24 protein-coding genes, 1 tRNA gene and 1 pseudogene are annotated in these 23,708 nt (G+C 70.8%); 11 read left to right on the forward strand and 15 right to left on the reverse strand.

The window, feature by feature from the left end; translation table 11 throughout:
• Positions 1 to 53 precede the first annotated feature (53 nt).
• Positions 54 to 596, reverse strand: a complete 543-nt coding sequence (locus DVK06_RS03355; protein ID WP_121599272.1) for a Mut7-C RNAse domain-containing protein — start codon at positions 594 to 596, stop codon at positions 54 to 56.
• A complete protein-coding gene (locus DVK06_RS03360) occupies positions 593 to 2,386 on the reverse strand; it encodes a helix-hairpin-helix domain-containing protein (RefSeq protein ID WP_121599273.1) in 1,794 nt (597 codons plus the stop codon). The genes DVK06_RS03355 and DVK06_RS03360 overlap by 4 nt, the downstream gene beginning before the upstream one ends.
• 108 nt (positions 2,387 to 2,494) lie before the next feature.
• On the opposite strand from DVK06_RS03360, the gene DVK06_RS03365 reads away from it, so the two are divergent.
• Complete coding sequence (locus DVK06_RS03365; RefSeq protein WP_121599274.1) at positions 2,495 to 2,914, forward strand: DUF2237 family protein; 420 nt, start codon at positions 2,495 to 2,497, stop codon at positions 2,912 to 2,914.
• Between the two features lie 36 nt (positions 2,915 to 2,950).
• Here the strand turns inward: DVK06_RS03365 and DVK06_RS03370 are convergent, their stop codons facing one another.
• From DVK06_RS03370 to DVK06_RS03380, 3 genes are all read right to left on the reverse strand, one after another.
• Positions 2,951 to 4,168, reverse strand: coding sequence for an MFS transporter (locus DVK06_RS03370; protein ID WP_121599275.1), 1,218 nt, complete (start codon positions 4,166 to 4,168; stop codon positions 2,951 to 2,953).
• An 89-nt stretch (positions 4,169 to 4,257) separates the two neighbouring features.
• Entirely contained in the window at positions 4,258 to 5,649 is a 1,392-nt protein-coding gene (locus tag DVK06_RS03375) for a signal recognition particle protein Srp54 (protein ID WP_053771762.1), read from the reverse strand.
• Positions 5,650 to 5,837: 188 nt separating this feature from the next.
• Positions 5,838 to 6,746: a pantoate kinase gene (locus tag DVK06_RS03380; protein ID WP_121599276.1), complete on the reverse strand. Its 909-nt coding sequence runs from the start codon at positions 6,744 to 6,746 to the stop codon at positions 5,838 to 5,840.
• A gap of 138 nt (positions 6,747 to 6,884) precedes the next feature.
• On the opposite strand from DVK06_RS03380, the gene DVK06_RS03385 reads away from it, so the two are divergent.
• The 6 genes from DVK06_RS03385 to DVK06_RS03410 all read left to right on the forward strand — a co-directional run bounded on the left by DVK06_RS03385 (position 6,885) and on the right by DVK06_RS03410 (position 11,400).
• Positions 6,885 to 7,403, forward strand: a complete 519-nt coding sequence (locus DVK06_RS03385; protein WP_121599277.1) for a zinc ribbon domain-containing protein — start codon at positions 6,885 to 6,887, stop codon at positions 7,401 to 7,403.
• A gap of 80 nt (positions 7,404 to 7,483) precedes the next feature.
• A complete protein-coding gene (locus DVK06_RS03390) occupies positions 7,484 to 8,317 on the forward strand; it encodes a phosphatase PAP2 family protein (protein WP_121599278.1) in 834 nt (277 codons plus the stop codon).
• 182 nt (positions 8,318 to 8,499) lie between these two features.
• Positions 8,500 to 8,985 (forward strand): FlaD/FlaE family flagellar protein, encoded by a 486-nt coding sequence (locus DVK06_RS03395; protein ID WP_053771766.1) that lies wholly within the window; start codon positions 8,500 to 8,502, stop codon positions 8,983 to 8,985.
• Positions 8,982 to 10,034, forward strand: coding sequence for a cell division FtsA domain-containing protein (locus DVK06_RS03400; RefSeq protein ID WP_121599279.1), 1,053 nt, complete (start codon positions 8,982 to 8,984; stop codon positions 10,032 to 10,034). The genes DVK06_RS03395 and DVK06_RS03400 overlap by 4 nt, the downstream gene beginning before the upstream one ends.
• A 433-nt stretch (positions 10,035 to 10,467) precedes the next feature.
• Positions 10,468 to 10,911 (forward strand): hypothetical protein, encoded by a 444-nt coding sequence (locus DVK06_RS03405; protein ID WP_121599280.1) that lies wholly within the window; start codon positions 10,468 to 10,470, stop codon positions 10,909 to 10,911.
• A 111-nt stretch (positions 10,912 to 11,022) separates the two neighbouring features.
• A complete protein-coding gene (locus DVK06_RS03410) occupies positions 11,023 to 11,400 on the forward strand; it encodes a hypothetical protein (protein WP_121599281.1) in 378 nt (125 codons plus the stop codon).
• A gap of 50 nt (positions 11,401 to 11,450) precedes the next feature.
• On the opposite strand, the gene DVK06_RS03415 is transcribed toward DVK06_RS03410, so the two are convergent.
• Entirely contained in the window at positions 11,451 to 11,939 is a 489-nt protein-coding gene (locus tag DVK06_RS03415) for a hypothetical protein (protein WP_121599282.1), read from the reverse strand.
• 96 nt (positions 11,940 to 12,035) lie between these two features.
• Between DVK06_RS03415 and DVK06_RS03420 the strand changes: the two are divergent.
• Positions 12,036 to 12,687: pseudogene (locus DVK06_RS03420) on the forward strand (hypothetical protein).
• A 103-nt stretch (positions 12,688 to 12,790) separates the two neighbouring features.
• A complete protein-coding gene (locus DVK06_RS03425) occupies positions 12,791 to 13,216 on the forward strand; it encodes a low molecular weight phosphatase family protein (protein WP_121599283.1) in 426 nt (141 codons plus the stop codon).
• Between the two features lie 138 nt (positions 13,217 to 13,354).
• Here DVK06_RS03425 and DVK06_RS18610 read toward each other — a convergent pair.
• Positions 13,355 to 13,506, reverse strand: a tRNA-Gln gene (locus DVK06_RS18610).
• A 68-nt stretch (positions 13,507 to 13,574) separates the two neighbouring features.
• Positions 13,575 to 14,165 (reverse strand): AsnC family transcriptional regulator, encoded by a 591-nt coding sequence (locus DVK06_RS03430; protein ID WP_053771771.1) that lies wholly within the window; start codon positions 14,163 to 14,165, stop codon positions 13,575 to 13,577.
• 127 nt (positions 14,166 to 14,292) lie between these two features.
• Here DVK06_RS03430 and DVK06_RS03435 point away from each other — a divergent pair, with 127 nt between their 5' ends.
• Together DVK06_RS03435 and DVK06_RS03440 are read left to right on the forward strand one after the other, a co-directional pair.
• Positions 14,293 to 14,487 (forward strand): heavy-metal-associated domain-containing protein, encoded by a 195-nt coding sequence (locus DVK06_RS03435; RefSeq protein ID WP_053771772.1) that lies wholly within the window; start codon positions 14,293 to 14,295, stop codon positions 14,485 to 14,487.
• A 177-nt stretch (positions 14,488 to 14,664) separates the two neighbouring features.
• Complete coding sequence (locus tag DVK06_RS03440; RefSeq protein WP_121599284.1) at positions 14,665 to 15,555, forward strand: NAD(P)-dependent oxidoreductase; 891 nt, start codon at positions 14,665 to 14,667, stop codon at positions 15,553 to 15,555.
• Between the two features lie 36 nt (positions 15,556 to 15,591).
• Here DVK06_RS03440 and DVK06_RS03445 read toward each other — a convergent pair whose 3' ends face one another.
• From DVK06_RS03445 to DVK06_RS03470, 7 genes are all read right to left on the reverse strand, one after another.
• On the reverse strand, positions 15,592 to 16,869 hold the full coding sequence (locus DVK06_RS03445; RefSeq protein ID WP_121599285.1) for a DUF5305 domain-containing protein: 1,278 nt from the start codon (positions 16,867 to 16,869) through the stop codon (positions 15,592 to 15,594).
• Between the two features lie 3 nt (positions 16,870 to 16,872).
• Complete coding sequence (locus DVK06_RS03450) at positions 16,873 to 18,036, reverse strand: signal peptidase I (RefSeq protein WP_121599286.1); 1,164 nt, start codon at positions 18,034 to 18,036, stop codon at positions 16,873 to 16,875.
• Between the two features lie 182 nt (positions 18,037 to 18,218).
• The gene (locus DVK06_RS03455; RefSeq protein ID WP_121599287.1) at positions 18,219 to 19,109 is read right to left on the reverse strand and encodes a hypothetical protein; all 891 of its coding nucleotides are present in this window, start codon (positions 19,107 to 19,109) and stop codon (positions 18,219 to 18,221) included.
• Positions 19,110 to 19,224: 115 nt separating this feature from the next.
• Positions 19,225 to 20,760 carry a PGF-pre-PGF domain-containing protein gene (locus tag DVK06_RS03460; protein WP_121599288.1) on the reverse strand — a complete coding sequence of 512 codons (1,536 nt, stop codon included), beginning with the start codon at positions 20,758 to 20,760 and terminating at the stop codon, positions 19,225 to 19,227.
• A gap of 135 nt (positions 20,761 to 20,895) precedes the next feature.
• Positions 20,896 to 21,495, reverse strand: coding sequence for a hypothetical protein (locus DVK06_RS03465; protein ID WP_121599289.1), 600 nt, complete (start codon positions 21,493 to 21,495; stop codon positions 20,896 to 20,898).
• 196 nt (positions 21,496 to 21,691) lie between these two features.
• A complete protein-coding gene (locus tag DVK06_RS18170; RefSeq protein WP_158600062.1) occupies positions 21,692 to 22,333 on the reverse strand; it encodes a hypothetical protein in 642 nt (213 codons plus the stop codon).
• A gap of 53 nt (positions 22,334 to 22,386) precedes the next feature.
• A complete protein-coding gene (locus tag DVK06_RS03470) occupies positions 22,387 to 23,640 on the reverse strand; it encodes a LamG-like jellyroll fold domain-containing protein (RefSeq protein WP_121599290.1) in 1,254 nt (417 codons plus the stop codon).
• Positions 23,641 to 23,708 lie beyond the last annotated feature (68 nt).

Consider the following 23,708-nt stretch of genomic DNA (forward strand, 5'->3'; position numbering starts at 1 on the left):
CCGACCGGTACGCGGCGGGCGGGCAAACCGGTTACGCTCGGCCGCCGGGCGGGTCAGAGCCCGTCGAGCCGCGCCGCCACGTCGTCCCAGTGGCCCCCCTTCCAGAACCACTGCCCGCACTCGGCACAGCGCCATCCGGGCCGGTCGGTCCCCACGTCGTCCGGAACGTAGTCGGGGCGGTCGGCCGGAGCGGGGTTCGCCTCGGCGTCGACGCGCTCGACGGGACCGTTACACGAGCCGCACCGGGAGGGCTCGGCGGCGAGTTCGACGGTGAACCCCGTCGCGTCGAACTCGCGGAGCTGGTCGAGCACGTCGCGCTCGGTGAGGAGGACGGCCTCGGGGGAGCCGTCCGTCGCGTCGGCCCGCGCCGCGAGGTCGCGGTCGCGGGTGACCAGGGTCCGCCCCTCGTCGGCCGCGAGGTCGAGGAGCCGGTCGTCGGCCTCGATGCCGCGGTCGAGCGCGTAGGCGGCGTCGTAGCCGCACAGGCGCAGGTAGGTCGCCAGTTTCCCGCACATGACGTCGAGCAGGACCGGGGGGTTCCCCCCGGTTGTGGGGCCCCGACCGTCGGGCGCGTCGCCGCCGTCGCCGCTCGTCATTCGAGCAGGAACGATCGGACCCCGTTGAGCGAGCGCGCGTTGAGCACGTCGGCGGCCCGCGCCCACCCCCGCCGCGCGGTGTGAACCCCGTAGCGCGCGTTGTCGAGCTCGCGCGGGGCGTGCGCGTCGGTGTTGACGGCGATCGTCGCGCCCGCCTCGATCGCGGCCCGGACGAACTCCCCGTCGGCGTCGAGCCGAGCGGGGTTCGCGTTCACCTCGATCGCGGTGCCGGCCGCCGACGCGGCCGCCGCGATCGCCTCCACGTCGGGGTCGAGCCCCGGCCGCTCGTTGATGAGGCGGCCGGTCGGGTGGCCCAGCACGTCGACGTGGGGGTGTTCGACCGCCCGGACCAGCCGCTCGGTGGCCGCCTCGCGGTCCTGTCCGAGGGCGGCGTGCGGCGACGCGACCACCAGGTCGAGCGCGGCGAGGGTCTCGTCGTCCGTCGAGAGCCCGCCGTCGGCGTCGATGTTCGCCTCGATCCCGTGGAGGATCGGAATCCCGACCTCCTCGGCGGCCTCGGCGACCGCCGCCGCCTGCTCCTCGATGTCGGACTCGTCGAGGCCGACGCCGCCGACCATCCCCGGCCCGGTCGCGTGATCGGTGACGACGTGGTAGTCGTACCCGCGCTCGTCGGCCGCCCGCGCCATCTCCGCGATCGAGAAGCCGCCGTCGGACCAGTCGGTGTGGGTGTGGAGGTCGCCGCGGAGCTCGCCCGGCTCGACGAGCGGCGGGAGCCGGTCCTCGGCGGCCGCGTCGACCTCGCCGCGGTCCTCGCGCAGCTCGGGCGGGACCGGCTCCATGTCGAGCGCGCGGTACACCCCGTCCTCGCTCTCGCCGGCGACGCGCTCGCCGGCGCGCGTCGAGTCCGCCTCGGCGGCGTCTCCGCCGTCGTCGTCCGCGTCGGCGGCGGGCTCCTCGTCGAGGTCGCTCACGTCGAAGAGCCCGTACTCGTTCAGCTTGAGCCCGCGGTCGATCGCCCGGTTGCGGACGGCGACGTTGTGCGCCCGCGACCCGGTGAAGTACTGGAGCGCGGCGCCGAACTCGTCGGGGTCGACGATCCGGAGGTCGACGCGGGTGCCGTCGGCGCGCACGCTCGCCTTCCCGGTGCCCGCCTCGATCGTCGCGTCCGCGGCGTCCCAGTCGGTGAACGCCTCGACGATCGGCTCGCGCGCCTCGCTGGCGACGAGCAGGTCGACGTCGCCGATGGTGGACCTCCACCGCCGGATCGACCCGCACACCTCGACCGACTCGACGGCGTCGCGGGCGGCGAGGTACGCGAGCGCGTCGTCCGCGAGCGGCCGGGCGTCGCCGAGGCGGGTACGCTCGCGGGCCTCGCGGGCGAACGGGACGTTCTCGAGGATGTTCTCCTCCGTCTTGGCGCCGAACCCGGACACCTCCCGGATCTCGCCCGCCTCGGCCGCGGCCTCCAGCTCGTCGAGGTCGGTGACTCCGAGCGCGTCGTACAGCGAGCCGACCGTCTTGGGGCCGACGCCCTCGACCGCGGTCAGCCCGGCCATGTCGACCGGCAGCTCCTCGCGGAGCTCCGTCAGCTCCTCGATCTCGCCGGTCTCGACGTACTCGACGACCTTCGCGGCGATGGCGTCACCGACCCGGTCGATCTCGGCGACCGCGTCCTCGCCCTCCGCCGCGAGCCCCTCGATCGGCGCGGGGTGGTCGCGGACGTTCTCGGCCGCCCGTCGGTAGGCGGTCGGCTTGTACTCGACGCCCGTCGCCTCGAGGAGGTCGGCGAACTCCTCGAGGCGGGTCGCGACCTCGTCGTTCCGGCTCATGACGCGACCGTTCGACGGCGCGGCACTTATACGGCCGGCCGAACGCCCGACGGCCGCCGGACGGCGACCCGCCGGTCGCTTATGTCGGCGGCGGCCGAACCCCGTTGTATGTCGACCGACGACTCCGACGGGGAGCCCGGCGAACGCAACGTCTTCGGCGGCGAACTGGCCCCCTGCGGCGGCGAGCCGACGACCGGGTACCTCCGCGACGGGTACTGCCGCGACCTCGACGGCGACGTGGGGGAACACACGCTCTGTGCGGTCGTGACGGCCGAGTTCCTGCGGTACAGCCGCGACCGCGGCAACGACCTGATCACGCCGCGCCCAGAGTTCGACTTCCCCGGGCTGGAGCCGGGCGACCGCTGGTGCCTCTGCGTCGGCCGCTGGACGGAGGCGGCCGAGGCGGGGGTCGCGCCGCCGGTCGTCCTCGAGGCCACGAACGAGTCCGTGCTGCGCGCGGTCGACGCCGACCGGCTCCGCGAACACGAGTTCGACCCGGAGACGTTCGAGCCCGGGAGCCTCGACTGAGCGCGGGCGCCGCGGGCTTGACGGGCCGCCGACCGGTCACTCCGTCGCCCAGAGCCCGGCGGCGACGACCGCGGCGAGCCCCATCGACCCGGCGAGCAGTCCGAAGGCGGGTCGGAAGCCGACCACGTCGGCGACGATGCCGACCGCGCTCGGCGCGAGCGCGCCGCCGCCCATAAGCAGCGTCCGGACGACGCCGAGCCCGCCGCCGGCGAGCCGGTCGGGCAGCGCCTCCACGAGGTAGGCGCCGCGGACCGGGCGGAAGCCGTGGGACCCGAGCCCCAGCGCGACGACGAGCGCGCCGAGCGGGACGGCGCCGGCGCCCGCGAGCGCGACGAGGCCGCCGAGCGCGGCCGTCGCGAGCCCGAGGGCGGCGACCATCACCGGGAGCCGTCCGAGGCGGTCCGAGAGGTCGCCGGAGGCGAGCTGGACGAACGTGACCGCGAACAGGGCGGAGTACAGCAGGCTCGCGGTCGTCGCGGGGAGCGCGGCCGCCTCGGAGAGGTACAGCGGGAGGAACGCGACCGTCCCGTTGTACGCGAACGAGAAGGCGACGGTCACCAGCACGAACGCCGCGAACCGCGGGTTCCGGAACAGGCGGAGGTACGCCGCGGCGCCGGGGTCGTCGTCGCCGTCGGTCGCGCCGTCGGCGGCCGCCGACCCCGAGAGCCGGACCGCGGTCGCGGCCGCGAGCCCGACCGCGAGGACGCCGGTGAGCAGGAACGGCGCCCGCCAGTCCGCGCCGGGGAGCCGCGCGAGGACCGCCGCCAACGCGGGCGGCGCCGAGAGGACGGCGACGACGACCGCCGGCGCGGCGACCCCGCCCATCGCGCCGAGCGTGTCGTGCGCGCCGAGCATCCGCCCGGTGCGCGCGGGGTAGACGCGGGCGATCAGCCGCACCGAGACGGTCTTGTGGACGCCGGTGCCCGCCCCGATGACGAGCATCGCGGCGACCAGCGCGGCGAAGGGGGCGTCGACGACGACCGCGAGGGAGCCCGCGCCGGCGACGAGCGCGCCCGCGACGATCACCCGGACCGGTCCGAGCCGGTCGGCGACCGCGCCGCTCGGGAACTGGAGGAGGGCGTACACGATCATGAACCCCGTGAACGCGGTCCCGACGACGGCGTTGCTCACGCCGTAGGCGCCTTGGATCGACTCGAACAGCGGGGGGAAGAGGTAGCGGACGAACTTCCCGAGGAACCAGACGAGCGAGACGAGGATCAGGGCGTCGTACTCGCCGATCCGGTCTCGGTTCATCGAGTCGTCGTTGACCGGTCACCGAATTAAAAGGCCGGAAGGAGGCAGAGGACCGGTCGCGACGCGACCGGTGGCGACGGCCGACCCGATCAGAACGGCCCCTTGCCGCCGCCCATCATGTCGCCGAGGCCGCCGCCCTCGCCGCCCATCTTCTTCATCATGCGCTGCATGTCGCCCTCGCCCATCCCTTGGAACTGGCCGATGGTCTCCTCCATCATCGAGTGCTGTTCCAAGAGCTGTCGGACCGTCTCCTCGTCGGTGCCGGAGCCGCGGGCGATCCGCTCCGTGCGCGACTGGCCGACGACGCGGGGGTTCTCCAGCTCCTCCTCGGTCATCGAGTCCATGATGCGCTCGAAGCGGCGCATCCGGTCTTGGGTGACGTCCATCGCGTCGTCCGGCAGCTCGTCCATCATCCCGCCGCCGAGCCCGGGGATCATGTCCATCACCTGGTCGAGCGGCCCCATCTTGTTCATCGCGTCCATCTGCCGCTTCATGTCTTTCAGGGTGAATTCCCCCTTCAGCATGTCCTCGGGGTCCCAGTCCTCGTCCTCCTCCTGGGTCTCCTGCATCGCGCGCTCGACGCGCTCGGAGAGCTGCTTGAGGTCGCCCATCCCGAGCAGCCGCGAGATGAACCCGGAGGGCTCGAAGCGCTCGATGTCCTGGACCGTCTCCCCGGTGCCGAGGAAAGCGATGGAGGAGTCGGTCTCGTTGACCGCGGTGAGCGCCCCGCCGCCCTTCGCGGTCCCGTCGAGCTTGGTGATCACGACGCCCTCGATGCCGATCGACTCCTCGAACTGCCGGGCCTGCTCCTTCGCGCCCTGGCCGATCGCGGCGTCTAAGACGAGCAGCGAGCGGTCGGGGTCGACGACGCCCTCGATCTCTTCGATCTCCGCGATCAGGTCGTCTTCGAGCGCGTGGCGGCCCGCCGTGTCGACGATGTGAACGTCGGCGTCCGCGGTCTCTTCGAGGCCCGTCCGCGCGATGTCGACCGGGTCGTCGTTGTCGGGGTTCCCGTAGAAGTCGACCTCGGCGCGCTCGCACATCTGCTTCGCCTGGTCGTACGCGCCCGGCCGGAAGGTGTCCGTCTGGATCACCGCGGGGCGGAGGCCCTTCTTCGAGAACCACCAGGCCATCTTCGCCGCGGAGGTGGTCTTCCCCGACCCCTGGAGGCCGGCGAGGAGGATCGTCTGGTTCTCTAAGGGGAGCTCGGTGGAGTCGCCGACCAGCTCGACCATCTCCTCGTAGACGATCTTGAGGACGTGGTCTTTCGCCGTGGTGCCGCCCGGCGGCTCCTCTTCGAGCGCGCGGGACTTGATCGAGTCCGACAGCTCCATCACGAGAGAGACGTCGACGTCGGCGGACAGCAGGGAGCGCTGGATCTCCTTGACGATCTCCTCGACGTCGCTCTCGGAGAGTCGGGACTTCCCCTGGAGCTTGTCGAGGCTGCTCCGCAGGGACGTACCGAGGTCGTCGAGTACCATTTGCCGGAGATAGGCGGGCGACGCGGTAAAGCTTTGTTCGTCGGCGGCCGCGAGATGCGTCGTCGGTCGGAGATCCCGAGGAAGACACCTCCAACTCCTCCGAGAACCGGGATCTCTTGACGGCTACCGCCAGGAGAACCCGCCCCGGCCTCGCCGCCGGCGTCGACCGCGACCATCTCGCCGTTCGCTTACCGCTCGACCAGCCGCGCGCCCGCGGCGTCGATACGGCAGGCCTCGGGGTCGTAGCCGGCGTCGGAGAGCCCGGTGCCGAGCGCGAAGACGGTGCGGCCGAGCATCGCCATCGCGGCCTCGCCGCCGGCCGCGTCGACCGCGTCGATCGCCTCGGCGGCCTCGGGGACGAGGAGGTCCGCCTCGCGGGCGAACCCGCGGGCCGCGTCCATCAGCGTCGGGAGGCGCGGATCGGCGCGGAGCCGGTCGAGCGCGTCCTCCCCGGCCGCCGTGAGCGCGTCGGTGTCGCCGCCGAGGACCGCCTCGGTCGACAGTTCGCCGAAGGTGACGTACTCGACGCGCGCGGTCGCCGGCACGCCGTCGAGTTCGCCGACCCCCGGCGCGCCCGGTTCGAGCCGGACCGGGACGCCGCCGCGCGCCTGTGCGACCACGTCGCCGAGGCCGGTCTCGCGGCCGACCTCCGCGGCGTGGGCGATCCGGACGAGGTCGTTCTCTGTGCGGGCGCGGTCGAGCGCGTCGTTCGCGGCGAGGGCGGCCCCCAGCGCCGCGGCGCCGGAGACGCCGAAGCCGGCCCCGATCGGGAGGTCGGTCTCGACCGCGACGTCGGCTGCGGTCGCGTCCAGTTCGGCGAGGACGTCGTCAACCGCGCCGATCGAACGGTTCTCGCCGTCGACGGTGCGCGAACCGCCGTCGGCGTTCGCGTCGCGGTCGCTCGCGTCCGCCGCGTCGCTGTCGTCCCCGTCGCCGTCGACCGGGCCGGCCGGCGCCGACACCCGGACGGTCACGCCGTCGGCGAGGGTCAGCCCGGCGCCGCGCGACCCGGCGACCGCCGGATCGTCGGCGGGGTGCGCGCTGAAGAAGGCGGTGACGTGGCCCGGGACGAACGCGGTCGCCCGCTGGCTGATCATGTGCCCGCCGACGAACGGGCCGCGATTAACGGTTGTTATCCCGACCGGAGCGGTCGCGGACCGGGAGACGGCTCGGCCGACGGGGGCGCTCGGGGCGACACCGCAGGCCTAAGTACCGGCCGGTCGAAGCCGGGCCGTATGCGAAACCAGTTGCGCCCCGTCCTCGCGGCCCTGCTCGCGCTGGTCTTCCCGGGGCTCGGCCACCTCGCGTTGCGCCGGTGGGGGCGGGCGCTGCTGTGGCACCTGACGATCGTCGGCGGCGGGGTCGCGCTGTTCGCGCTGTACGACGTAGAGCCCGTCGACCCGCTGGCCGACCCCGCGGCGCTGACGGCGGCGGTCCCGACCGACGTGACGCTGCCCATCGTGCTCCTGTCCGCGCTGTCGGCGCTCGACGCGTACCTCGTCGGCCGCGCCGAGGCCGCCGAACGCGACCGCGCCGAGGCCGCCGCCGAGGCGATGCGGCGGCGGGCCGCGAGCGCCGACGGCGACGAGGGCCCGGGAGGCGTCCAGTCCCCGCCGCCGGCGGCCGCGACCGGCGAGGACGGCGAGACGCTGGAGGTGGCCTGTCCCAACTGCGGCAAGGAGGTCGACGCCGACCTCGACTTCTGTCACTGGTGTACCGAGCCGCTCCCGTGGGCCGAGTCGGACGCCCGGTGACGCGGACGGTCCCACCGCTACCGAGAGACTGATTGCTCCGCCGCCCCGCGTGCCCGTGAACGGATGACCGGTGAGTCCCGATGACCGCGTCGGCCGCCGGGTTCGTCGGGGTGGCCGGGCTCGTCGGCGGCGCCGCGCTCGCCGCGTTCGCGGTGCTGCTTCCGGTCTGCGTCGGTCCGGACCGCATGCGGGCCGTCCTCTCGGACCGCGACCTGCTCCGCGAGCGCGCCGTCGGGATCGCGCCGTACGTCGCGGGGCTCGCCCTCGTCCTCGCCGTCAACAAGGGGTGGATACGGCGGATCGAGGCGTTCTCCTTCGAGTACGGCTACCGCGCGACGACCGCCGTCTACGCGATAGAGGGCGACCTCGTGGCCGCGATACAGGACGCGGTCCCGCGGGCCGCGGTGTACTACTTCGGCCCGATGTACGTCGTCGGCTACGTCGTGCTGGTCGCGTTCCCGGTCGCGGCGTACGCGTTCGCCGAACGGCTGCGCCCGCTGAAGCGGCTGGTCGCGGCGTACGCGGTCAACTACGCGGTGGCGATCGCCTGCTACGCCGGGGTCGTCGCGTACGGTCCGCGCAACTACCCGACCGCGCCGGGCGCCGACCCGGGCGCGGCCCCCGTCGAGCCGCTGCTCCTCGACTGGTTCGGGGGAGTCACCCAGCTCACCTCGCAGGTGAACGCCGCCACGAACGTCTTCCCCTCCCTCCACGCCGCGCTGTCTGTGACCGTGTTCCTCGCCGCCGTCTCGACCCACGAGGAGTTCCCGCGGTGGACCTACGTCGCGGGGGCGCTGGCGGGCAGCATCGTCGTCGCGACCGTGTTCCTCGGCATCCACTGGGTCACGGACGTCGTCGCCGGCGGCGTCCTCGCGGCGGGGAGCGTCGCGGCGGCGAACCGGATCGTCGGCTGAGCGGCGCGGCGGCCGGCTCGCCGAGAGCGGGGACCCGGACCGGCTCGCCGCGAGCAAGGGTCAGAACCGATTCGCCGTCGGGCCCGCCGGCGCGGTAGTTTCTCACCGCTGATAACTGAGGGCCAACTATCATATAACCCCGCCGCGACAGTGCCGGTACGGACGCGAACGACGGACGGAACATGAGTCTGAATCCACGACGGTACGACGTACGGGAGCTGCGCCGGATCGCGGACGCACCGCGAGACGGTGCGGACGGAGCGCCTCGGGAGCGGGCGCTCCGGCGGCCGAACCGGAACCGAGCCGAGCAGGCGGCGCGTTCGGCGGTGTTCACGGAGCTGCTCCAGCGTCGGCGTGGTGCGCGGTTGAACGGCGGGGGCGCGGGGGAGAAGCCGTACCTGACGGCGATCCCGGCGTCGCCGGCGGCGGAACGCGAGCTCGGCGAGTGGCTCGGCTACCTCGTCGACGTCGGCGGTCACGTGCGGGCCCGAGACGCGCTATCCTACTACGGCGAACTCGACTGGGTCGGCGACGACGCGGTCGCGGCGCTGACGCGCCGCCTCGAGGGGTTCGACGCCCCGACGCGCGACCGGCCGTTCACGCCCGCGGACCACCGGATCAGCCTCGTCTCCATCGTCCGGATCGCTTCGTGTGCGAGTGACCAATGAGCGACGACGAATCCACGGACATCAACGAATCGGACGAATCGGCGGCGGTCGGCGTGAAATTAGGCAGCACCCGAACGGTGCTCGACATCCCCGACGGGCGGGGCGGCCGCGAACGCCACTCGGTGCTGACCTGCCTGGCGACTTACGAGGACGCCATCACCGGCGAGGAGAAGGTGCTGTTCGGGGAGGAGGCGGCGGTCGAGTACCCCGACCGCGTGCGCTTCATGCTGCGCTCGGGGCTCCCCGAGGACGACGACAGCGTCGCGGACGCCGAGCGCTTCTTCGAGGCGGTCGTGGACGCCCACGATGTGCCCGAGGACAGCACGGTCGTCTACGCCGTGCCGACCATCGACAACGAGGCCGGCGTCGAGAACCTCAAGTCGGTGATCGAAGGCTCCTCCATCGGCGGCGTCGAGACGCGGAGCTACCCCGAGTCGCTGTGCGGGGCGATCCCCGCCTACGGCGACGACCTCGACGCGATCGACGAGGTGTTCGTGTCGGTGAACCTCGGCTCGACGACGATGGAGGCGTGCGCCTACCGGCGCGGCGAGCAGCTCTCGCCGTTCTCGACCGGCTCGGTGACGGGCAACGAGGTCGACCGCCGCATCGTCGCGGCCGTCGAGGAGGAGACGCAGGGGCGCGTCCACATCGACCGGACGACCGCTCGGGAGTACAAGGAGCAGCACGGCGACGTGTACGACTTCGAGCCGTTCACCGACGTGGTCCAGCAGCCGGGCGGCGGGAGCCACGAGTTCACCGTCGACCGTGGCGTCCAGGAGCCGATCGACCGGTACATCGACGAGGCGGTCGACGTCGTCGCCAACGAGTTCCTCCCCGAACTCGCGAACGACCACATGAAGCCCTACCAGCTGGCGCTCGGGCGCCCGCTCGCCATCACCGGCGGCATGGCGTGTATCCCCGGGCTCACCGAGGAGTTCGAGAAGCGCCTCAGCGAGGAGCTCGACCGCGACGTCGAGGTCGTCTCGCCCGAGGACCCCGCGACCGCGGCCGCGGACGGCGCGGCGCGCATCGCGGCGCGGCTCGTCTGAGCGGCGCGCGAGCGGTCCGGTTTTTTACCAATTTTAATTCTCACAGCGGCCGATCCGCGCTCCGCCGATCGAGGCCAACGCGGTGGCGCTCGCAGACACGTGCGGGGGACTGCGGCGACCGGAGCGAAGCGGAGGGAACCGCGAGGCTGGGGAGGTGTGGGGCTGTGCGGTACGGCTGGGGCTTTGGAGGTGTTCGCGGTCGATCCACTATCAATTATTCAGCTCTGGTGAGATCTTCAGCAGGTGATATGTTCTTCGAGCCGTGCCGAATACAGTGCGCGTGTCGGTCAGTGGTCACTCGTTACTCACGGGTGCCTAGAGCGATAGACAGGGGGCGGTACCGGTACGAGGCGAACCAGGCGACCCTTCCAGCGGACTCGCCGGCAACGCCATCCACAAGAGACTTGGCGGGAGAGCAGGCATTGCCGCACATATGGAAGAGCCCTCCTGGACGCGTCGAACCCTGCTCCGTCGCGGGAAGACGGCCGCCACGACGGCAACGCTCGTCGGCCTGGCTGGCTGTTCGGGGGTCGGGTCAGTCGTCGACGGGAGCCCCGACATTCCCTACCCCGCCACGTGGCTCCCAGCGCCTGATCGCGTCTTCGCTTCGGACACCGACCCGGCCCAACGCTGGTACCCGTTCCGCGTCCGGCGTTTCGACGAGCTAGCAACGTATCTACAGGACCGGGGAGCGTCCTTCGAGTCGACGGCGCTGTATCAAGACGGCAAAGCGCACCCGGTGCTCGACATCGAGCCGAGCCGAGCAGCAATGGAGATCCGTGCCGGCGGACGAGGACTGTCCGTACTGGAGACGGACCTCCTCGCCGAGGAAATCGTCGAAGAGTTCCAGACCCCCGAATCGGGTGAGCCCATTTAGAAGGCGTTCGAACCGCTCGACGAGTACGAAGGGTATCGCCTGTTCGGTGCCCCCGACACCGACTGGGTCGTCGGCATCAAGGCCGGGGTCGTTGTCGAGGCCTTCGCCAGTATGGCACCCGACCCGCTGGGCGATAAGCGTGCGGCCGTCGAGGCGATCATCGATGCCCGTGACGGCGAGGGACGGTACACTGCCACGGACGAAACGCTGGCGGGTGTTGTCCGTCGACTTGGCACCGGGATGACTGTCCGCGCCGAGCCACCTGGCGTCGAGGTCGCCGACGCCGACGGGGAACCGGCGGCGAGCGGCACCGCTCACACGAGTGCCGAGACGGAGAATGCCACACGAGTTCTCGCGTTCGAGACCCGGGAGGACGCGGAGACGTTCGCCGCTGACCCGCAGTCGGAGCAAATGCGCTCGTGGGAGGACATAGCGGTCTCTCGTGACGGCCGGTTCGTGACGATTACCGGCACGAGCCACCCAGCATAGTTGTCGCCGTACGCAGCGGACCGAGGGCGGAACAATCGGGAATCGACTAGTTATACGCCAAAGAGGCGCTCGGCGTCGATCGCCTGTCGGCGGTAGATGCCGCGACCCTTCAGCCGCGGGACCTTGTGACGGTGGAGCCGCTCCGCCTCGGTGTCGTATACGAGCGGGAACACGTTCGTCCGTCGCTTCGCGACCGTGAACCCGGACATCGCGTCGAGCAGCGACGCGTCCGGGTCCGGCGTCGCGAGCGTCACGTAGCCGACGGGCGTCGGCGCCTCGCCGCCGTCGGCGCGTCCCGGTCGGGGGTCGACGGTGTCGGCCAGTACGTCGCGGAACGCCGCCGCGGCGTCGAGCAGCGTCTCCGCGTCCGCCCCGTCGGCCTCGACGAGCGTCGCCAGCACGACCACCTCGCCGACCGTGTCGTCCGTCTCGCGCGCCGTCCACAGCCGGTCGAACTCGTCCGTCCGCCCGTCGACCGCCTCGAAGCCGTGTTCGCGCCGGTTCGCCGCGACCTCTGCCCGGTAATCGGAGATGTCCATGGGACACCCACGATCCGCATGGTAAAAAATGACACACACGATCGGCGGGCGGATCCCCGACAACAACGCTATACCCTCACTGGTGCTGTCGGACCGATGACACCGACTCGACGGCGGTACCTCCGGGGTGTGGGCGGAGCGAGCGCGGGCGGACTGATCGCGCTCGCCGGGTGTGCGTCGACGGGCTCGGACGGCGACGGGTCCGACAGCGACGGCCTACCGGGGTCGGACGGGAACGACGGCGACGCCGGCGGGACGCGCCCCGAGGGGACCGGCGGCCCGGGCGTCTTGATCGTCGCCACCGACGGCGACATGGACTTCCCGGTCCAGCCGAGCGTGGAGGTCACGAGCGAGGCCGCGACGACCGACCACCCGCCGCAGCTACGCACGACGCTGACGAACGCGGGCGACGAACGGGTGCGCGTCGGCGAGAGGGCGCGCCGTCCACTTCGAGTACGTCTCCGACGGGAGCAACGCGCTCGTCTGCCTGCCGGCGGACGGCGAGTATCCCGCCGAACCCGACTGCTGGCGGCTGACCGACGCGATCGCCACGACCGAGGAGTCCCGGACGTTCGCGCTCGACCCCGGCGAGTCGAGCGAGCGGCTCGTCGGCCTGTACGCGACGCCCGGCGAGGACGCCTGCCTCCCGGTGGGCGAGTACCGGTTCGAGACGACGATGGCGGTCGTGTCCGACGACGCCGAGCCCCGGTCGTCGGCGGCGTGGGGGTTCTCGGTAGTGCTGGAGTGAGTGCCCGTCGCCGATGCCCGCCCCTCGGCGCCGACGCGCGGAATACATAGCGCTCTATAGCCCTCTTAGGAAGCGTTAATCGGGCGCGCCGGGACGCACGGGTATGAACGACGACGACGTCGTGACGTTCGGGTTCGTCTGCGTCCAGAATGCCGGCCGGAGTCAGATGTCGGCGGCGTTCGCGGAGCGCGAGCGCCGCGAGCGCGGCCTCGACGACCGCGTCGAGGTCGTCACCGGCGGCACGCATCCGGCCGACGAGGTCCATCCCGAGGTCGTGGAAGCGATGGGAGAGCTCGATATCGACCTCTCCGATCGCGTCCCCCGCGAGGTCTCGACCGCAGAGCTGAACGCCTGCGACGTCGTCGCCACCATGGGGTGCTCGACGCTGACGCTCGCCGACGGCGTCGATGCCCGCGACTGGGCGCTCGACGACCCGCACGGGCAGGAAATCGAGCGCGTCCGCGAGATCCGCGACGAGATAGAGGGGCGAGTCGTCGCCCTCTTCGACGAGTTCTTCGACGAGGCGTAGAGGGTGTCGAACGGCGGGGCCCACAAGTCGGCCGGAAATAGTCCTAGGCGGATTCGAACCGCGAGGACTCGCTGCGCTCGTCCACTGGGTTCGAACCGCTGCGGATATTTGCGCCTCACGAGATTGTTCGGCGCAAAGTAGTCCCGGGCGGATTCGAACCGCCGTCAATGGCTGACTTCGGGTATCCGACGGGGCGTTCCAGCAGAAACGCCCAACAGCCGCGTTTGAGCCGCGAACGCGGACGGATTCCCTCCAAAGGCCATTATGATTGGCCACTACACCACGGGACTGCAAGTTCGGTTAACCGGCGGGCACTCAAGTACGTTACTCTCCGCGGCGCGTCGGGGGCGTCCCCCGACTACGCGCCCTCCTCGATCCGGTCGAAGCGCTCCTCGAAGTTCTCTCGGCAGGAGCCGCAACAGAAGTGGTACAGCGTCCCGTCGATCCGGGCCGACTCCCCCTCGGCGGTGACGGTGTTCCCGCACTCGACGCACTCGACCGCGAGGTCCGCGTCGCCGACGGCGGGCGACCAGTCGTGGGCGTCGAGCGGCCGCACCGACAGCTCGGTCACAGCGTCCAGGCCGACCGCGTCGTCGACGAGGTCGCGGGCGGTCCCCTCCTCGACGCGCGCGACGACCGTCACCTCGCCGTCGGCGGTGAGGAAGGCGTGCTCGACGCGCTCGTGGGCGGCGACCGACTCGTGGACGCGCTCGGCGTCCGCGGGCGCGACGGCGAGCGTCGCGAGGACCCGCAGCCCGTCGGAGAGCGCGTCGCCGTCGATCCGGAGGGTGAACCCCTCGATCACGCCCACCTCGCGGAGGCGGTCGACGCGGTCGGACACCGCGGGCGCCGACAGGTCCACGCGCTCGGCGATGTCGCTGTACGGGCGCCGCGCGTCGGCCAGCAGCAGCCGGATGATCTCCCGGTCTGTCTCGTCGAGGGTGCGCATGGGCGGGCGTTCGACCGGCGCGGTCAAAAGCGGTCCGACGGTCGAGCGACGCGAGAGCGACCCCGGGAACCGGTCGCCTGCGGGGACGACGGAAAGGCAGTTGTGTCCGCGGCGGCTACGCCCGGACATGACGACGGTAAACGTCGACGGCATGTCGTGTACCGGCTGCGAGGACAACGTGACCGACGCGCTCGGTGAGCTGCCGGGCGTCGAGTCCGCGAGCGCCGACCACGAGGCGGGGACCGCGACCGTCGAGGGCGACGTGGACGTCGACGCCGTCGTGGCCGCCATCGAGGACGCCGGCTACGAGGCCTCGGCGTAGGCGACGGGTCCGAGCGCGAGCGCGATCGTATTGTTGCTACTCGTTGGCATGACTCATACATACCCAGCGCGAGCATAGCCCTCGCGCCCGACCGCGGCCGGGGCGACCGACGCGACCGGCACGACCGAGCGTTCCGGGATCGTCGCACCTATGACCCGGAGTCGCGCTCGCGGTGACATGGACACCGTACTTGTCACGGGAAGCGCCGGCGGCGTCGGCGCGCGCACGGTCGACGCGCTCGCCGACGCGGGCCGCGAGGTCGTCGCCGTCGACCGGCGGACGCCCCCGAGCGACGAGCGCCGCGACGACGTCGACTACGCGGCGGCGGACCTCACCGACTACGGGGAGACGCGACAGGTGATCGGGGCGGCCGCGCCCGGCGCGGTCGTTCACCTGGCCGCGATCCCGCACCCCGAGGACCACGCCGGCTCACGGGTGTTCGCGAACAACGTCGAGAGCGCGTACAACGTCTTCGACGCGGCCGGCGCCGCGGGCGCCCGGATCGCGTGGGCGTCGAGTGAGAGCCTCTACGGCACCGTCTTCGCCGACGACGACTGGCTCCCCGACCGCCTCCCGATCGACGAGGCGACGCCGACCGAGCCGGAGGACCCGTACGGCCTCTCGAAGGTCGTCGGCGAGGAGGTCGCGGCCGCGGCCGCCCGCCGCCACGGCGTCCCCGTCGTCTCGCTGCGATTCTCGTGGGTGACCTACCCGGGCGACGAGCGGCGCCGCGAGGCCCGGGAGGCGTTCGACCCCGCGACCGCCGACCCGAGCGGCAACTGCTGGTCGTACGTCGACGTGCGGGACGCGGTCTCGGCGATCGAGGCCGCGATCGACCCCGAGACCACGATCGAGGGCCACGAGGCGGTGCTGATCGTCGCCGCGGAGAACTTCCTCGGCCGCGACACCGCCGCGACGATCGAGGCGGCGTTCGGCGACCTCCCCGCCGACTGCGACCTCGACGGCGACGAGTCCGTCTTCGACTGTACGAAGGCGGAGCGTCTGCTCGGGTGGGAGCCGGAACACTCCTGGCGCGACGAGGAGATGAACGGGAGCGGTGGCGACTGAACCGCGGTCAGAAGCGGCGATCGCGGCCGAGGAGGGTCAGTCCCGCTCGCCCGGCTCGTCCCGCTCGTCCGACCCCGTCGCGTCGGCGGAGCGGCCGTCGAGGTCGGCGGCGTCGCGGGCGGCGCCCGGCGAGTCGCCGTCCTCGGCCGGTGCCGAGGCGGTCGCGGCCGAGTCCGAACTGACCGCGGCGGTCGCTCCCGGGTCGTCGCCGGCGACCGCCTCGCCGTCGGCGGGGCCGTCGCCCGTCGACGGCGCGGGCGGGCGGTAGGTGTAGACGAACTCGCCGGCGACCGCGTGGAAGGCGCCGGTCTCGGGGTCCTCGACGACGCCGGTGTCGTTGTCGATCGCGAAGTCGACGAGGTCGCGCAGCGACCCGGCCTCGGCGGTCGGGCGCTCGTGGACCGACGCCGGGAGCCGGAACGTCGTGATCCACTCCGCGAACTCCGAGCGGTCGTCGCGGTACGAGAGGTACTCGCGCTCCGCCTCGGTGAGCGCGAGGTCGTACTCCCGCCGCGCGTAGGCGATCCCGCCGGCGCCCGCGAGCCCGACGAGCAGGAGGAGCGGGCCGCCGAACGACCGGAGCACGCCGTACTCGCGCTCGACGGTCACCGGCTCGGTCCGCTCGGTCGTGTCGGACTGGACGCCCGGCTCGGAGACGGAGTAGGTGTTGCCCCCGTGGTTGACCGTCATGTCGAGCGTCTGCGTCGAGGCCGTCGGCACGCCCCCGATCGACCCGTCGACGGCGACCTCGGTCGTGACGAACGTCTCCGTCTCGCCCGGCGAGGCGCCGAGCTGCTCTTCGATCGAGGCCACGCGCCCGTCTATCGCCGTGCTGTTGAGCGTGAAGGAGGCGTTCACGGTCTCGCCGGGCGCGACGCCCGAGGCCGTCTCCGACGCGAGCGGCTCCGTCTCGCGCCAGTAGACGGTCCCCTCCTCGCCGACGTTGCGGATCACGAGCGCGGAGTCGACCTGGACGGTCACGTTCTCCGCGGTCGACGCGGCGTAGCTCGTCGCCACGCTCACGTCGAGCTCCGGGGCCACCCGCGTGAAGTACGTGTCGCGCCCGTCGAGCACGCGCCCGGTCTCGAAGACGGCGTTCGGTTCCGTCACGGTCGCGCTGTGGCGGTACTCGCTCTCGACGGTGAGCGACGAGACCGTCCGCTGCTCCGTCTCCGTCCCGGGGTCGACGTGCGTCGTGTACACGAGCCCCGCCCCGACCGCGACGAGGAGGAGACAGACCGCGAGGATCGCGGTGGACTGTGCGTTCAGTACGGCGCTGAGTCGGAGTCGACGTTCGTCGGGCGCTGAAGACATGTGTTACCTGTAGAGCTCACGGAGGAGTCGCTTGTACAGCGGGGGGCGCTCGCGGGAGCCGCGCGACCGGATCCGGGCGGGCTCGCCGCGCAGCAGTAGCAGTCCGATCCCGACGATGCCGCCGCCGAGCAGGCCGTTGATCGCGACGAGCGGCGCCCAGGGGTGGACGCCGTACAGCTCGTCGACGACGCCCGGCGGCAGTACCGCGAGGTAGCGGTGTTCGACAACGAACAGGCGGTAGTAGCCGGTCTCGTCGGGCGCCGACAGCGTCACGGTCGTCGACGCCTCGCCGCGGCTACCGACGGCGAGGCGCTGCGGCTCGACGTCGACGCCGGGGCTCGCCGGGGTGACGTACGCGTACACCGGGACGAGCCCGGCGTTGGGGACGACGTACTCGATCTCCTGGCTCGTGCCGCGCTCGATGACCGTCGGGTTCTCGGACTCGAACTCGGCGCTCACGACGCCGTACTCCTGGGTCCCGCCCGGGACGACCATCGCGGCCGTCGCGGTCGCCATCAGCACCAGCGCCAGCACGCCGAGGATCGCGAACACGGAGGTGCCGTCGTCGCGCGACCGGTCGCGCGATTCACGGTCGCGGGAGCCGGCGTTGAGGTACCAGTCGACCGCGTACGCGACGATCGACAGCCCGAAGACGATGTACGCGAGCCCCTGCGTCCCCTGGAACGACCGGACGCCGAACGTCACCGCGAGCCACGTCTGGACGGACTGTAACGCAGACTGGAAGCCCATGGCGACGGTGCCGAGGTGCGGGATCACGACGACGCTCCCGCCGACCTGGAGCGCCTTCGCGACGACGTCCGCGTCCTGGACCACCGGCTCGCCCCCGTCCTGGTCGGTGAAGGGGTTGTTGTCCCCGCGGGTGATGTAGCCCCGCTCGGTCTCCTCGACGACGCGGTGGGTCGTCAGCCCGCCCCCCTGGATCTCCTGGGCGTCGAACGTCACCACGTCGCCCGGCCCGATCCCGCCGGCGATCTGCGCCGGGATCGCGATGAACCCGTCGCCGGGCGAGAGCGTCGGCTGCATGCTCCCGGTCTCGACGTAGCTGAGCAGGATCGGCTGTCCGAGGAACTGGCCGACGACGAGCGAGACGACGACCAGTACCGCGGCCGCCTGAAGGGCCACGGACAGCGTTCGTTTGATGGACATGGTGTCGGACTCGGCTGGGAAACGGGCCGGACTCGGCTCGGAGACGGGCTGGAATCGGTCTCGGGGGACCGCCGCCGCGCGGCGATTCCTGTCGCCCGAGCGTCAGGTAGCCGTCGATCGCTGAACGGCGGCGTGCCCTAATAAGTTCGTGGGTGGAGGCGAATCGGGGCGGCCGACGGCGCTCACTCGTCGAAGACGCCGCCGGCCAACAGCGCGAAGGGGGCGATGAACCCGAGGCAGAACCCGAGGAGGTGGACGTAGAGGTTCACGACGCTGCCGCCGCCGGCGGGGTCGGAGGGGAAGCCGACGACGGGGTAGCCCACGGCCACCACCGCGCCGACCGCGAGCAGGTCGCCGTAGCCCGGGCGCGACGCGACCGACTTCGCGTGCGCCCGGAGCGGCCGCGGGATCCGGACCTCGCTGCTGGCCGCGTACAGCAGCGCGAGGAGCGCGCCCGCGACGCCGACCGACAGCCCCGCGATCCCGACCCCCTCGGTCGAGACCGGCAGCGCGAGCAGCGCGATCCACCCCACGAGCGCGAAGAAGACCGCCGGTAGCGCGGCGACGGACGCCCCGGGCGCGAACCGCTCGCGGGCGTAACAGTACCACAGGATGGGAAGCAGGCCGGCGAGCGCCATGTTGACGCCGGAGAAGCCGAAGCCGATCGCGTTCCGCGGGACGGCGAGGTTCAGCGCCGACAGCGCGAACGGGAAGGCGCCGAGGTAGGTGACGAACGCGGTGAAGAAGAGCCGCCGGCGCCCGCCCAGGACGGCGAGCGCGTAGCCGACCCCGGCGAGCAGCCCGTACCCGGCGAGGTTCCCGAGCAGGTGGTCGGCGCCGAGGTGGACGTAGTGCGCCGTGAACGCCGACAGGAGCGTGGGGTCCGTGTACGCGAACGCCAGCGAGCGCCGGGTCGCCTGCGGGAGCGCGAACACGGCGACGAGAGCGGCCGGGACCGCGAGCAAAGCGAGTACGTCGACAACTCGGACGCTCGCGAGAAGCTCCCGGCGGAAGGTGGCGTCCGTCCGGCCGCCGGCGGGCCGGTCGCGCTCGTCGGTCGCGGACTGTGTCACGCGCTCGAAGAGGTCGACCAGCGGTTAAGAACTGTCGGCCGGCGTCTCGGGAGTGACAGTCGTCGGACGCCGCACGCGGGACGAGGCGAGAGAGCGGAGCGGAGCGCCGCGCGGTTCACGACCGCGGCATCCGGCGGAACAGCGCGAGGCCGGCCACAGCGATGGCGAGCGCGACGAGCAGTCCGCCGAGCTCGACGAAGTCGATTCCGCCGGGCTCCTCAGTGGGACCGCTCCCGGCGTCGGCGTCGGATCCATCCGCTGTCTCGGAACTCTCCCCGTCGCCGTCGGCCGGTTCGTCCCCGGGGTCACCGACGAGCAGGGTGCCGACCGGCGCGCCGTCGAGCGCCAGCTCGTACTCGCCGGCGGTCTCGAAGGTCGCGTCGAACGCGACCGCCGCCGTCTCGTTCGGCGCGAGCGCGACCGTCCGGTTCGCGACCGGGTCGCCGTCGGCGGTCAGCGTCACGGCGCGCTCGCCGGCCGCGCCGCCCCCGTTCCGCAGGGTCGCCCGGACCGCCGTCTCGTCGCCGGGGTCGATCGCCGCGGGCGCGAGCGACGACTCGGTCACTTCGAACCGGGGCGCGTGCGCCGCGACCGCGAACGTCGAGAACTCCGTGGTCCGCGCGCGGAAGTGGACGCGGTCCTCCGGAAGGCCCAGAATCTCGACGACCGCGTCGTCGACGACGGTCGCGGGCTTCTCCGTCCACTCGCCGGCGTCCGTCCGCCGGTAGAGCGTCACGTCTTCGGGGTCGATCCCGGTCTCGTCGAGGTAGTCCGGGTCGACGCTGAACCGGACCGTCATCGCGTCGACCGCGTCGGGCGCGAAATCGTACTCCAGACCGAGGTAGGCCAGCGATCTCGGCGTTGTCGGCGCGGCCAGCGCGCTCTCGTTCGCGAACGGGGTCGGACGCCCCGTGGCGTTCAGCTCGACGCGCTCGGTCCGGACGCCCGTCAGGTCGATCCCCTCGAGCGTCACGTCGCCGCGGGCGAGCGACATCCCGTCGGCCAGGAACCGCACGTCCCCGCCGCTCTCGATGCCGCTCGCGACGAACTCCCGGCGGTCCGCGGCCGGCGAGAACACCGCCGTGGTTGGGCCGCCGTCGCCGCCCCGCTGAACCGTCCCGCCGCCCGTCGCTTCCGCTTCGGCCGGCTCGGCGATCTCCGCCTCGATCGAGAACTCGTCGGCGCCCAGCCGCGCTCCCGCGGTCGCGCCGCGCGAGTCGAACGCCAGCCCGATCGCGACCGTCTCGTTCGGCGCGAGCGTGACGTTGTTCGCCTCGCCCTCGATCGAGTCGCCGCCGGCGACGAACGTGACGTTCTCGCTCACGTCGCCGATCCAGACGCGCGCGTACTCGTCGGCCGTGTACGTGACGGTGAACACGTCATCGATCCGGCCCGTCGCGCCGACGTTCACGCCCTCGAAGGAGGGGCCCTCGATGTTCGGGTTTGACGCCGACACGTCGATCGCGATCTCGTCGTCGTCGTTCAGGTAGGCGTACCGCCCGTTCGGGCCGTCGGCCGGCTGGACCGCGAGGTCGCCGTCGGCGACGGTGTCCGTGTCGCCGTCGATCACCGCCGCACCCGTGGTGAAGGCGAGGGACCCTGCGGCTACGAGGAGGAGGGCGAGGGTCAGGGTGCGGCGGGTGGTTGGCATCGGTGGTTATGCTAGCAGTATATGCTCTATTAGGTTGGTTATGCTGTATCTGAAATTGTTCTGGCTCAGATTGAAGCCGATGAGTCGGTCGAATACGCTGTCTGACTGCGGATATTTCGAGAAGCCTCTCATAGATCAATTCCTGTTCCCCTGTAAGCTGCTTCCATCCTCGCGGCGTGAGTTAGGGTCGTTCGCTGGGGTAACGCTATTGTCGTCGTTGACGCCTCCCCCGATACCGTCTTTGGCAACGATGGTGATCGAATCGAGAAGCGTATCGTCGGCTGAGATGTCGGCCTCGGGGACGCCGTCATTCGCAGGGCGCAGGTGGCGCCCGTCAGTCGCCTCTGCCGCGTCGCCGTCCCTATTGTCGATGCGGACCCCGATCGGAACGTCCTCGCCGACTTCGAGGCCGACCGTCACACCGTTAGCGAGGCTAAAGACGCCGTTTCCGCGCGGGACGTACGTTGCGGGGGGATTGGTCTGACCGGACTTGACATGTTCCCGTCCGATAATGAACGTGACAGCCTCGGTGTACGCACCGGTCTTATCGATCCGGAATCCGACCTTCTGTGTCCCCTGGTTCCGGACGACGAATATGTCCTCAACGCGGGTTAGCGCGTCGTCGTTCAGCCTGTCGAGGTGAACCGCGAGCTGCCCGTTCTCCGTTCGCGCGTAGTCTCCATTCGGACCTGAAGCCGGCTCTAACCCCAAGTACGACTGTTCATCCCCAGCCACGTTGATTGCTACAGCCCGGTCGGCGCTCGCGCTGGTGTACGCGCCGCCGAGGTCCCCATTGCTGCCACGCCGAGCGTGGGGAGGAGTTTTTGTTGGTTCATATTTGAATGCCGTTCGGAATACTCACCGGCGGAATCGAATCGCCTTCCTGTACCGGCGTGGAATCAGGCTGTGCCCATGTCAACAGTGTCGAGACTCAGTTGCTTGAGCCAGTTGCGGTAATCGTGAGAGTCCCCGAAAGATCGACACCCGCCTTCGCTACATCTGAAGCAATATTTCCGGGAATATCGTATCGGCCAGTGTCGATGAAAATCGCAACGCCTGCGCGCTCTCCGACCCCGAGTGAGACAGTAGCCGACTTTCTCACAGGACTGCTGACCGGCGGTTCATTTGATGGCCTGCCATCGACTGAAGCGCTGGTGTCGTCATCAGCAACCAACAGGGTATCCCGGTCCTCACGCCCCCCGTCCGGGGTCATCTGCATTGCTAACAAACAGTTGTTTGCGGCCCCGTCGTAGCTCATCGTGACCTGCTGTGCCTGCGTGCCTTGGTTCACGATATTGAACGCAGGGTCGTTGTATGCCCCTCTCGATTCAGTCTTGAGCGCATCTGGCCCGGAAAAGTTTCCAAACGTCCCGATCTGAACGCGTGCATTGGCGTTGATTCCGGTTGCTTGCCCTGCTCCAAAATCGATCACCAACTGGCCAGAGCCGTTTTGTCGCACGATTTCACCGTCAGTCTCGTCCCGGAGTGCGAGGAGTGCGTTCGCGTCGTCTGCGACGTTAACACTCACCGACCGGCCAGCGGAGACGCTCGTGAACGCGCCGGTGCCGAGCACCGCCGACCCGCCAGCCGCAGCCGTTCCGAGCGCGGCGAGGACCCGTCGCCGTCTCACGAGCCCCCACCTCCACCTGTCTGATTGTAGAGCGCGGTCACGTCGCTCGCCGAGAGCGCGCGGTCGTAGATCCGCACGTCGTCAATAACCCCTTGAAAGAGCCGAATGCGTCTATCAGTACCTACGCTTTCGGCGCCAATAGCACCCGGGTCATCGCTCGTCTTCGGCGTGAAAGGTGAGCTAAACGACCGTTGTTTCTCTCTCGTTCCATCAACGAACACACGCAGGTCGGCCGAAGCCTTGTCGTAGACTCCCGCGATGTGGACGAACTTCCCCGTCGGTAGGGTGCCCGGCGAAGTATCGACATTGCGATTCGTTCCGTTCTGGTCGAAGATCGACCAGTGGACCCCGCCGTCTCCGTTCGCCCCGAGCCACCAGTTTCGACTCTTGGGGGTGCTTCCAAGTCCATCACCCTGAGTCGAAACGGCATCATAGCCAGACCTGGCCTCCTGCTTCACCCACGCTGCGACGGTCAAGGACCCGTCAATCTGAACGGATGGCGTCTCCACGAAATCATTACTTCCGTCGAACAAGGCTGCCCGGCTGATCTGTCCAGAAGCCGATGAGACCGCTCCTTGCACCGTCCCGTTGTTATCGCCAACGACGTCCTCGGCGGTCCCGTCACCGATGCTGTCGAGTGGCCAGTAGCCCACCAGCCCGTCGACCGGCCCGAGTGGGCTTCCGCCGCCGCCGACGACCGCGCCGGCCGCCGGGTTTTCGGCGTCGGCGTTGATTGTCATCGTTAGGTTCTGGTCGGTCGTGACACCTGTCATGTCGACGTAGACGCCGATCTGTGCCGACTGGCCGACGCCGAGATACAGCACGTCGTCGTCGCTGTCCCGGAGTCGGTCGTCGGCGTCACCGTTCGGATACAGGTGGATGTCGGTGTCCGATCCGCCGGGCGTGAAGCTCCCGCTCGCGCCCGAGAACGTCGCCCAGACGTAGACGGGTTGGGTACCCTGATTGGTGATCCGGAACACGTCGTCGAACTGGTAAACCGAGTCCGTGCCGAGGCCGCTACCACCGGCGTTGGTGTCGGTAAAGTCCAGCACAATCGTTCCGCCGTCGGTCGCGGCGTACTCGCCGTTCGGGCCAGGGGAGGGCTCCATCGCTAAGAACGCGTCGGCGTCATCAGCGACTTCGACGTTGACGCTTCGGTCGGCCTCGACGCTCGTGAACGCGCCGGTGCCGAGTATACCGGAGGCACCGGCGGCCGCGCCGAACACCGCGAGCAGTCGTCGTCGGTTCATATTTGATTGTCGCTCCGAAGACCCACCGGCGGAGTCGAACCGCCGTCACGCGGGAAGGGCCCGCGCCG

It is taken from the genome of Halorubrum sp. Atlit-28R (genome assembly GCF_003665955.1).
Classification (GTDB): domain Archaea; phylum Halobacteriota; class Halobacteria; order Halobacteriales; family Haloferacaceae; genus Halorubrum; species Halorubrum tropicale.

Excerpts from the sequence above, each read along its gene's own strand:
- DVK06_RS03355 (WP_121599272.1), bottom strand. The coding sequence starts at position 596 with ATGACGAGCGGCGACGGCGGCGACGCGCCCGACGGTCGGGGCCCCACA.
- DVK06_RS03360 (WP_121599273.1), bottom strand. The coding sequence starts at position 2,386 with ATGAGCCGGAACGACGAGGTCGCGACCCGCCTCGAGGAGTTCGCCGAC.
- DVK06_RS03365 (WP_121599274.1), top strand. The coding sequence starts at position 2,495 with ATGTCGACCGACGACTCCGACGGGGAGCCCGGCGAACGCAACGTCTTC.
- DVK06_RS03370 (WP_121599275.1), bottom strand. The coding sequence starts at position 4,168 with ATGAACCGAGACCGGATCGGCGAGTACGACGCCCTGATCCTCGTCTCG.
- DVK06_RS03375 (WP_053771762.1), bottom strand. The coding sequence starts at position 5,649 with ATGGTACTCGACGACCTCGGTACGTCCCTGCGGAGCAGCCTCGACAAG.
- DVK06_RS03380 (WP_121599276.1), bottom strand. The coding sequence starts at position 6,746 with ATGATCAGCCAGCGGGCGACCGCGTTCGTCCCGGGCCACGTCACCGCC.
- DVK06_RS03385 (WP_121599277.1), top strand. The coding sequence starts at position 6,885 with ATGCGAAACCAGTTGCGCCCCGTCCTCGCGGCCCTGCTCGCGCTGGTC.
- DVK06_RS03390 (WP_121599278.1), top strand. The coding sequence starts at position 7,484 with ATGACCGCGTCGGCCGCCGGGTTCGTCGGGGTGGCCGGGCTCGTCGGC.
- DVK06_RS03395 (WP_053771766.1), top strand. The coding sequence starts at position 8,500 with ATGAGTCTGAATCCACGACGGTACGACGTACGGGAGCTGCGCCGGATC.
- DVK06_RS03400 (WP_121599279.1), top strand. The coding sequence starts at position 8,982 with ATGAGCGACGACGAATCCACGGACATCAACGAATCGGACGAATCGGCG.
- DVK06_RS03405 (WP_121599280.1), top strand. The coding sequence starts at position 10,468 with ATGGAAGAGCCCTCCTGGACGCGTCGAACCCTGCTCCGTCGCGGGAAG.
- DVK06_RS03410 (WP_121599281.1), top strand. The coding sequence starts at position 11,023 with ATGGCACCCGACCCGCTGGGCGATAAGCGTGCGGCCGTCGAGGCGATC.
- DVK06_RS03415 (WP_121599282.1), bottom strand. The coding sequence starts at position 11,939 with ATGGACATCTCCGATTACCGGGCAGAGGTCGCGGCGAACCGGCGCGAA.
- DVK06_RS03425 (WP_121599283.1), top strand. The coding sequence starts at position 12,791 with ATGAACGACGACGACGTCGTGACGTTCGGGTTCGTCTGCGTCCAGAAT.
- DVK06_RS03430 (WP_053771771.1), bottom strand. The coding sequence starts at position 14,165 with ATGCGCACCCTCGACGAGACAGACCGGGAGATCATCCGGCTGCTGCTG.
- DVK06_RS03435 (WP_053771772.1), top strand. The coding sequence starts at position 14,293 with ATGACGACGGTAAACGTCGACGGCATGTCGTGTACCGGCTGCGAGGAC.
- DVK06_RS03440 (WP_121599284.1), top strand. The coding sequence starts at position 14,665 with ATGGACACCGTACTTGTCACGGGAAGCGCCGGCGGCGTCGGCGCGCGC.
- DVK06_RS03445 (WP_121599285.1), bottom strand. The coding sequence starts at position 16,869 with ATGTCTTCAGCGCCCGACGAACGTCGACTCCGACTCAGCGCCGTACTG.
- DVK06_RS03450 (WP_121599286.1), bottom strand. The coding sequence starts at position 18,036 with ATGTCCATCAAACGAACGCTGTCCGTGGCCCTTCAGGCGGCCGCGGTA.
- DVK06_RS03460 (WP_121599288.1), bottom strand. The coding sequence starts at position 20,760 with ATGCCAACCACCCGCCGCACCCTGACCCTCGCCCTCCTCCTCGTAGCC.
- DVK06_RS03470 (WP_121599290.1), bottom strand. The coding sequence starts at position 23,640 with ATGAACCGACGACGACTGCTCGCGGTGTTCGGCGCGGCCGCCGGTGCC.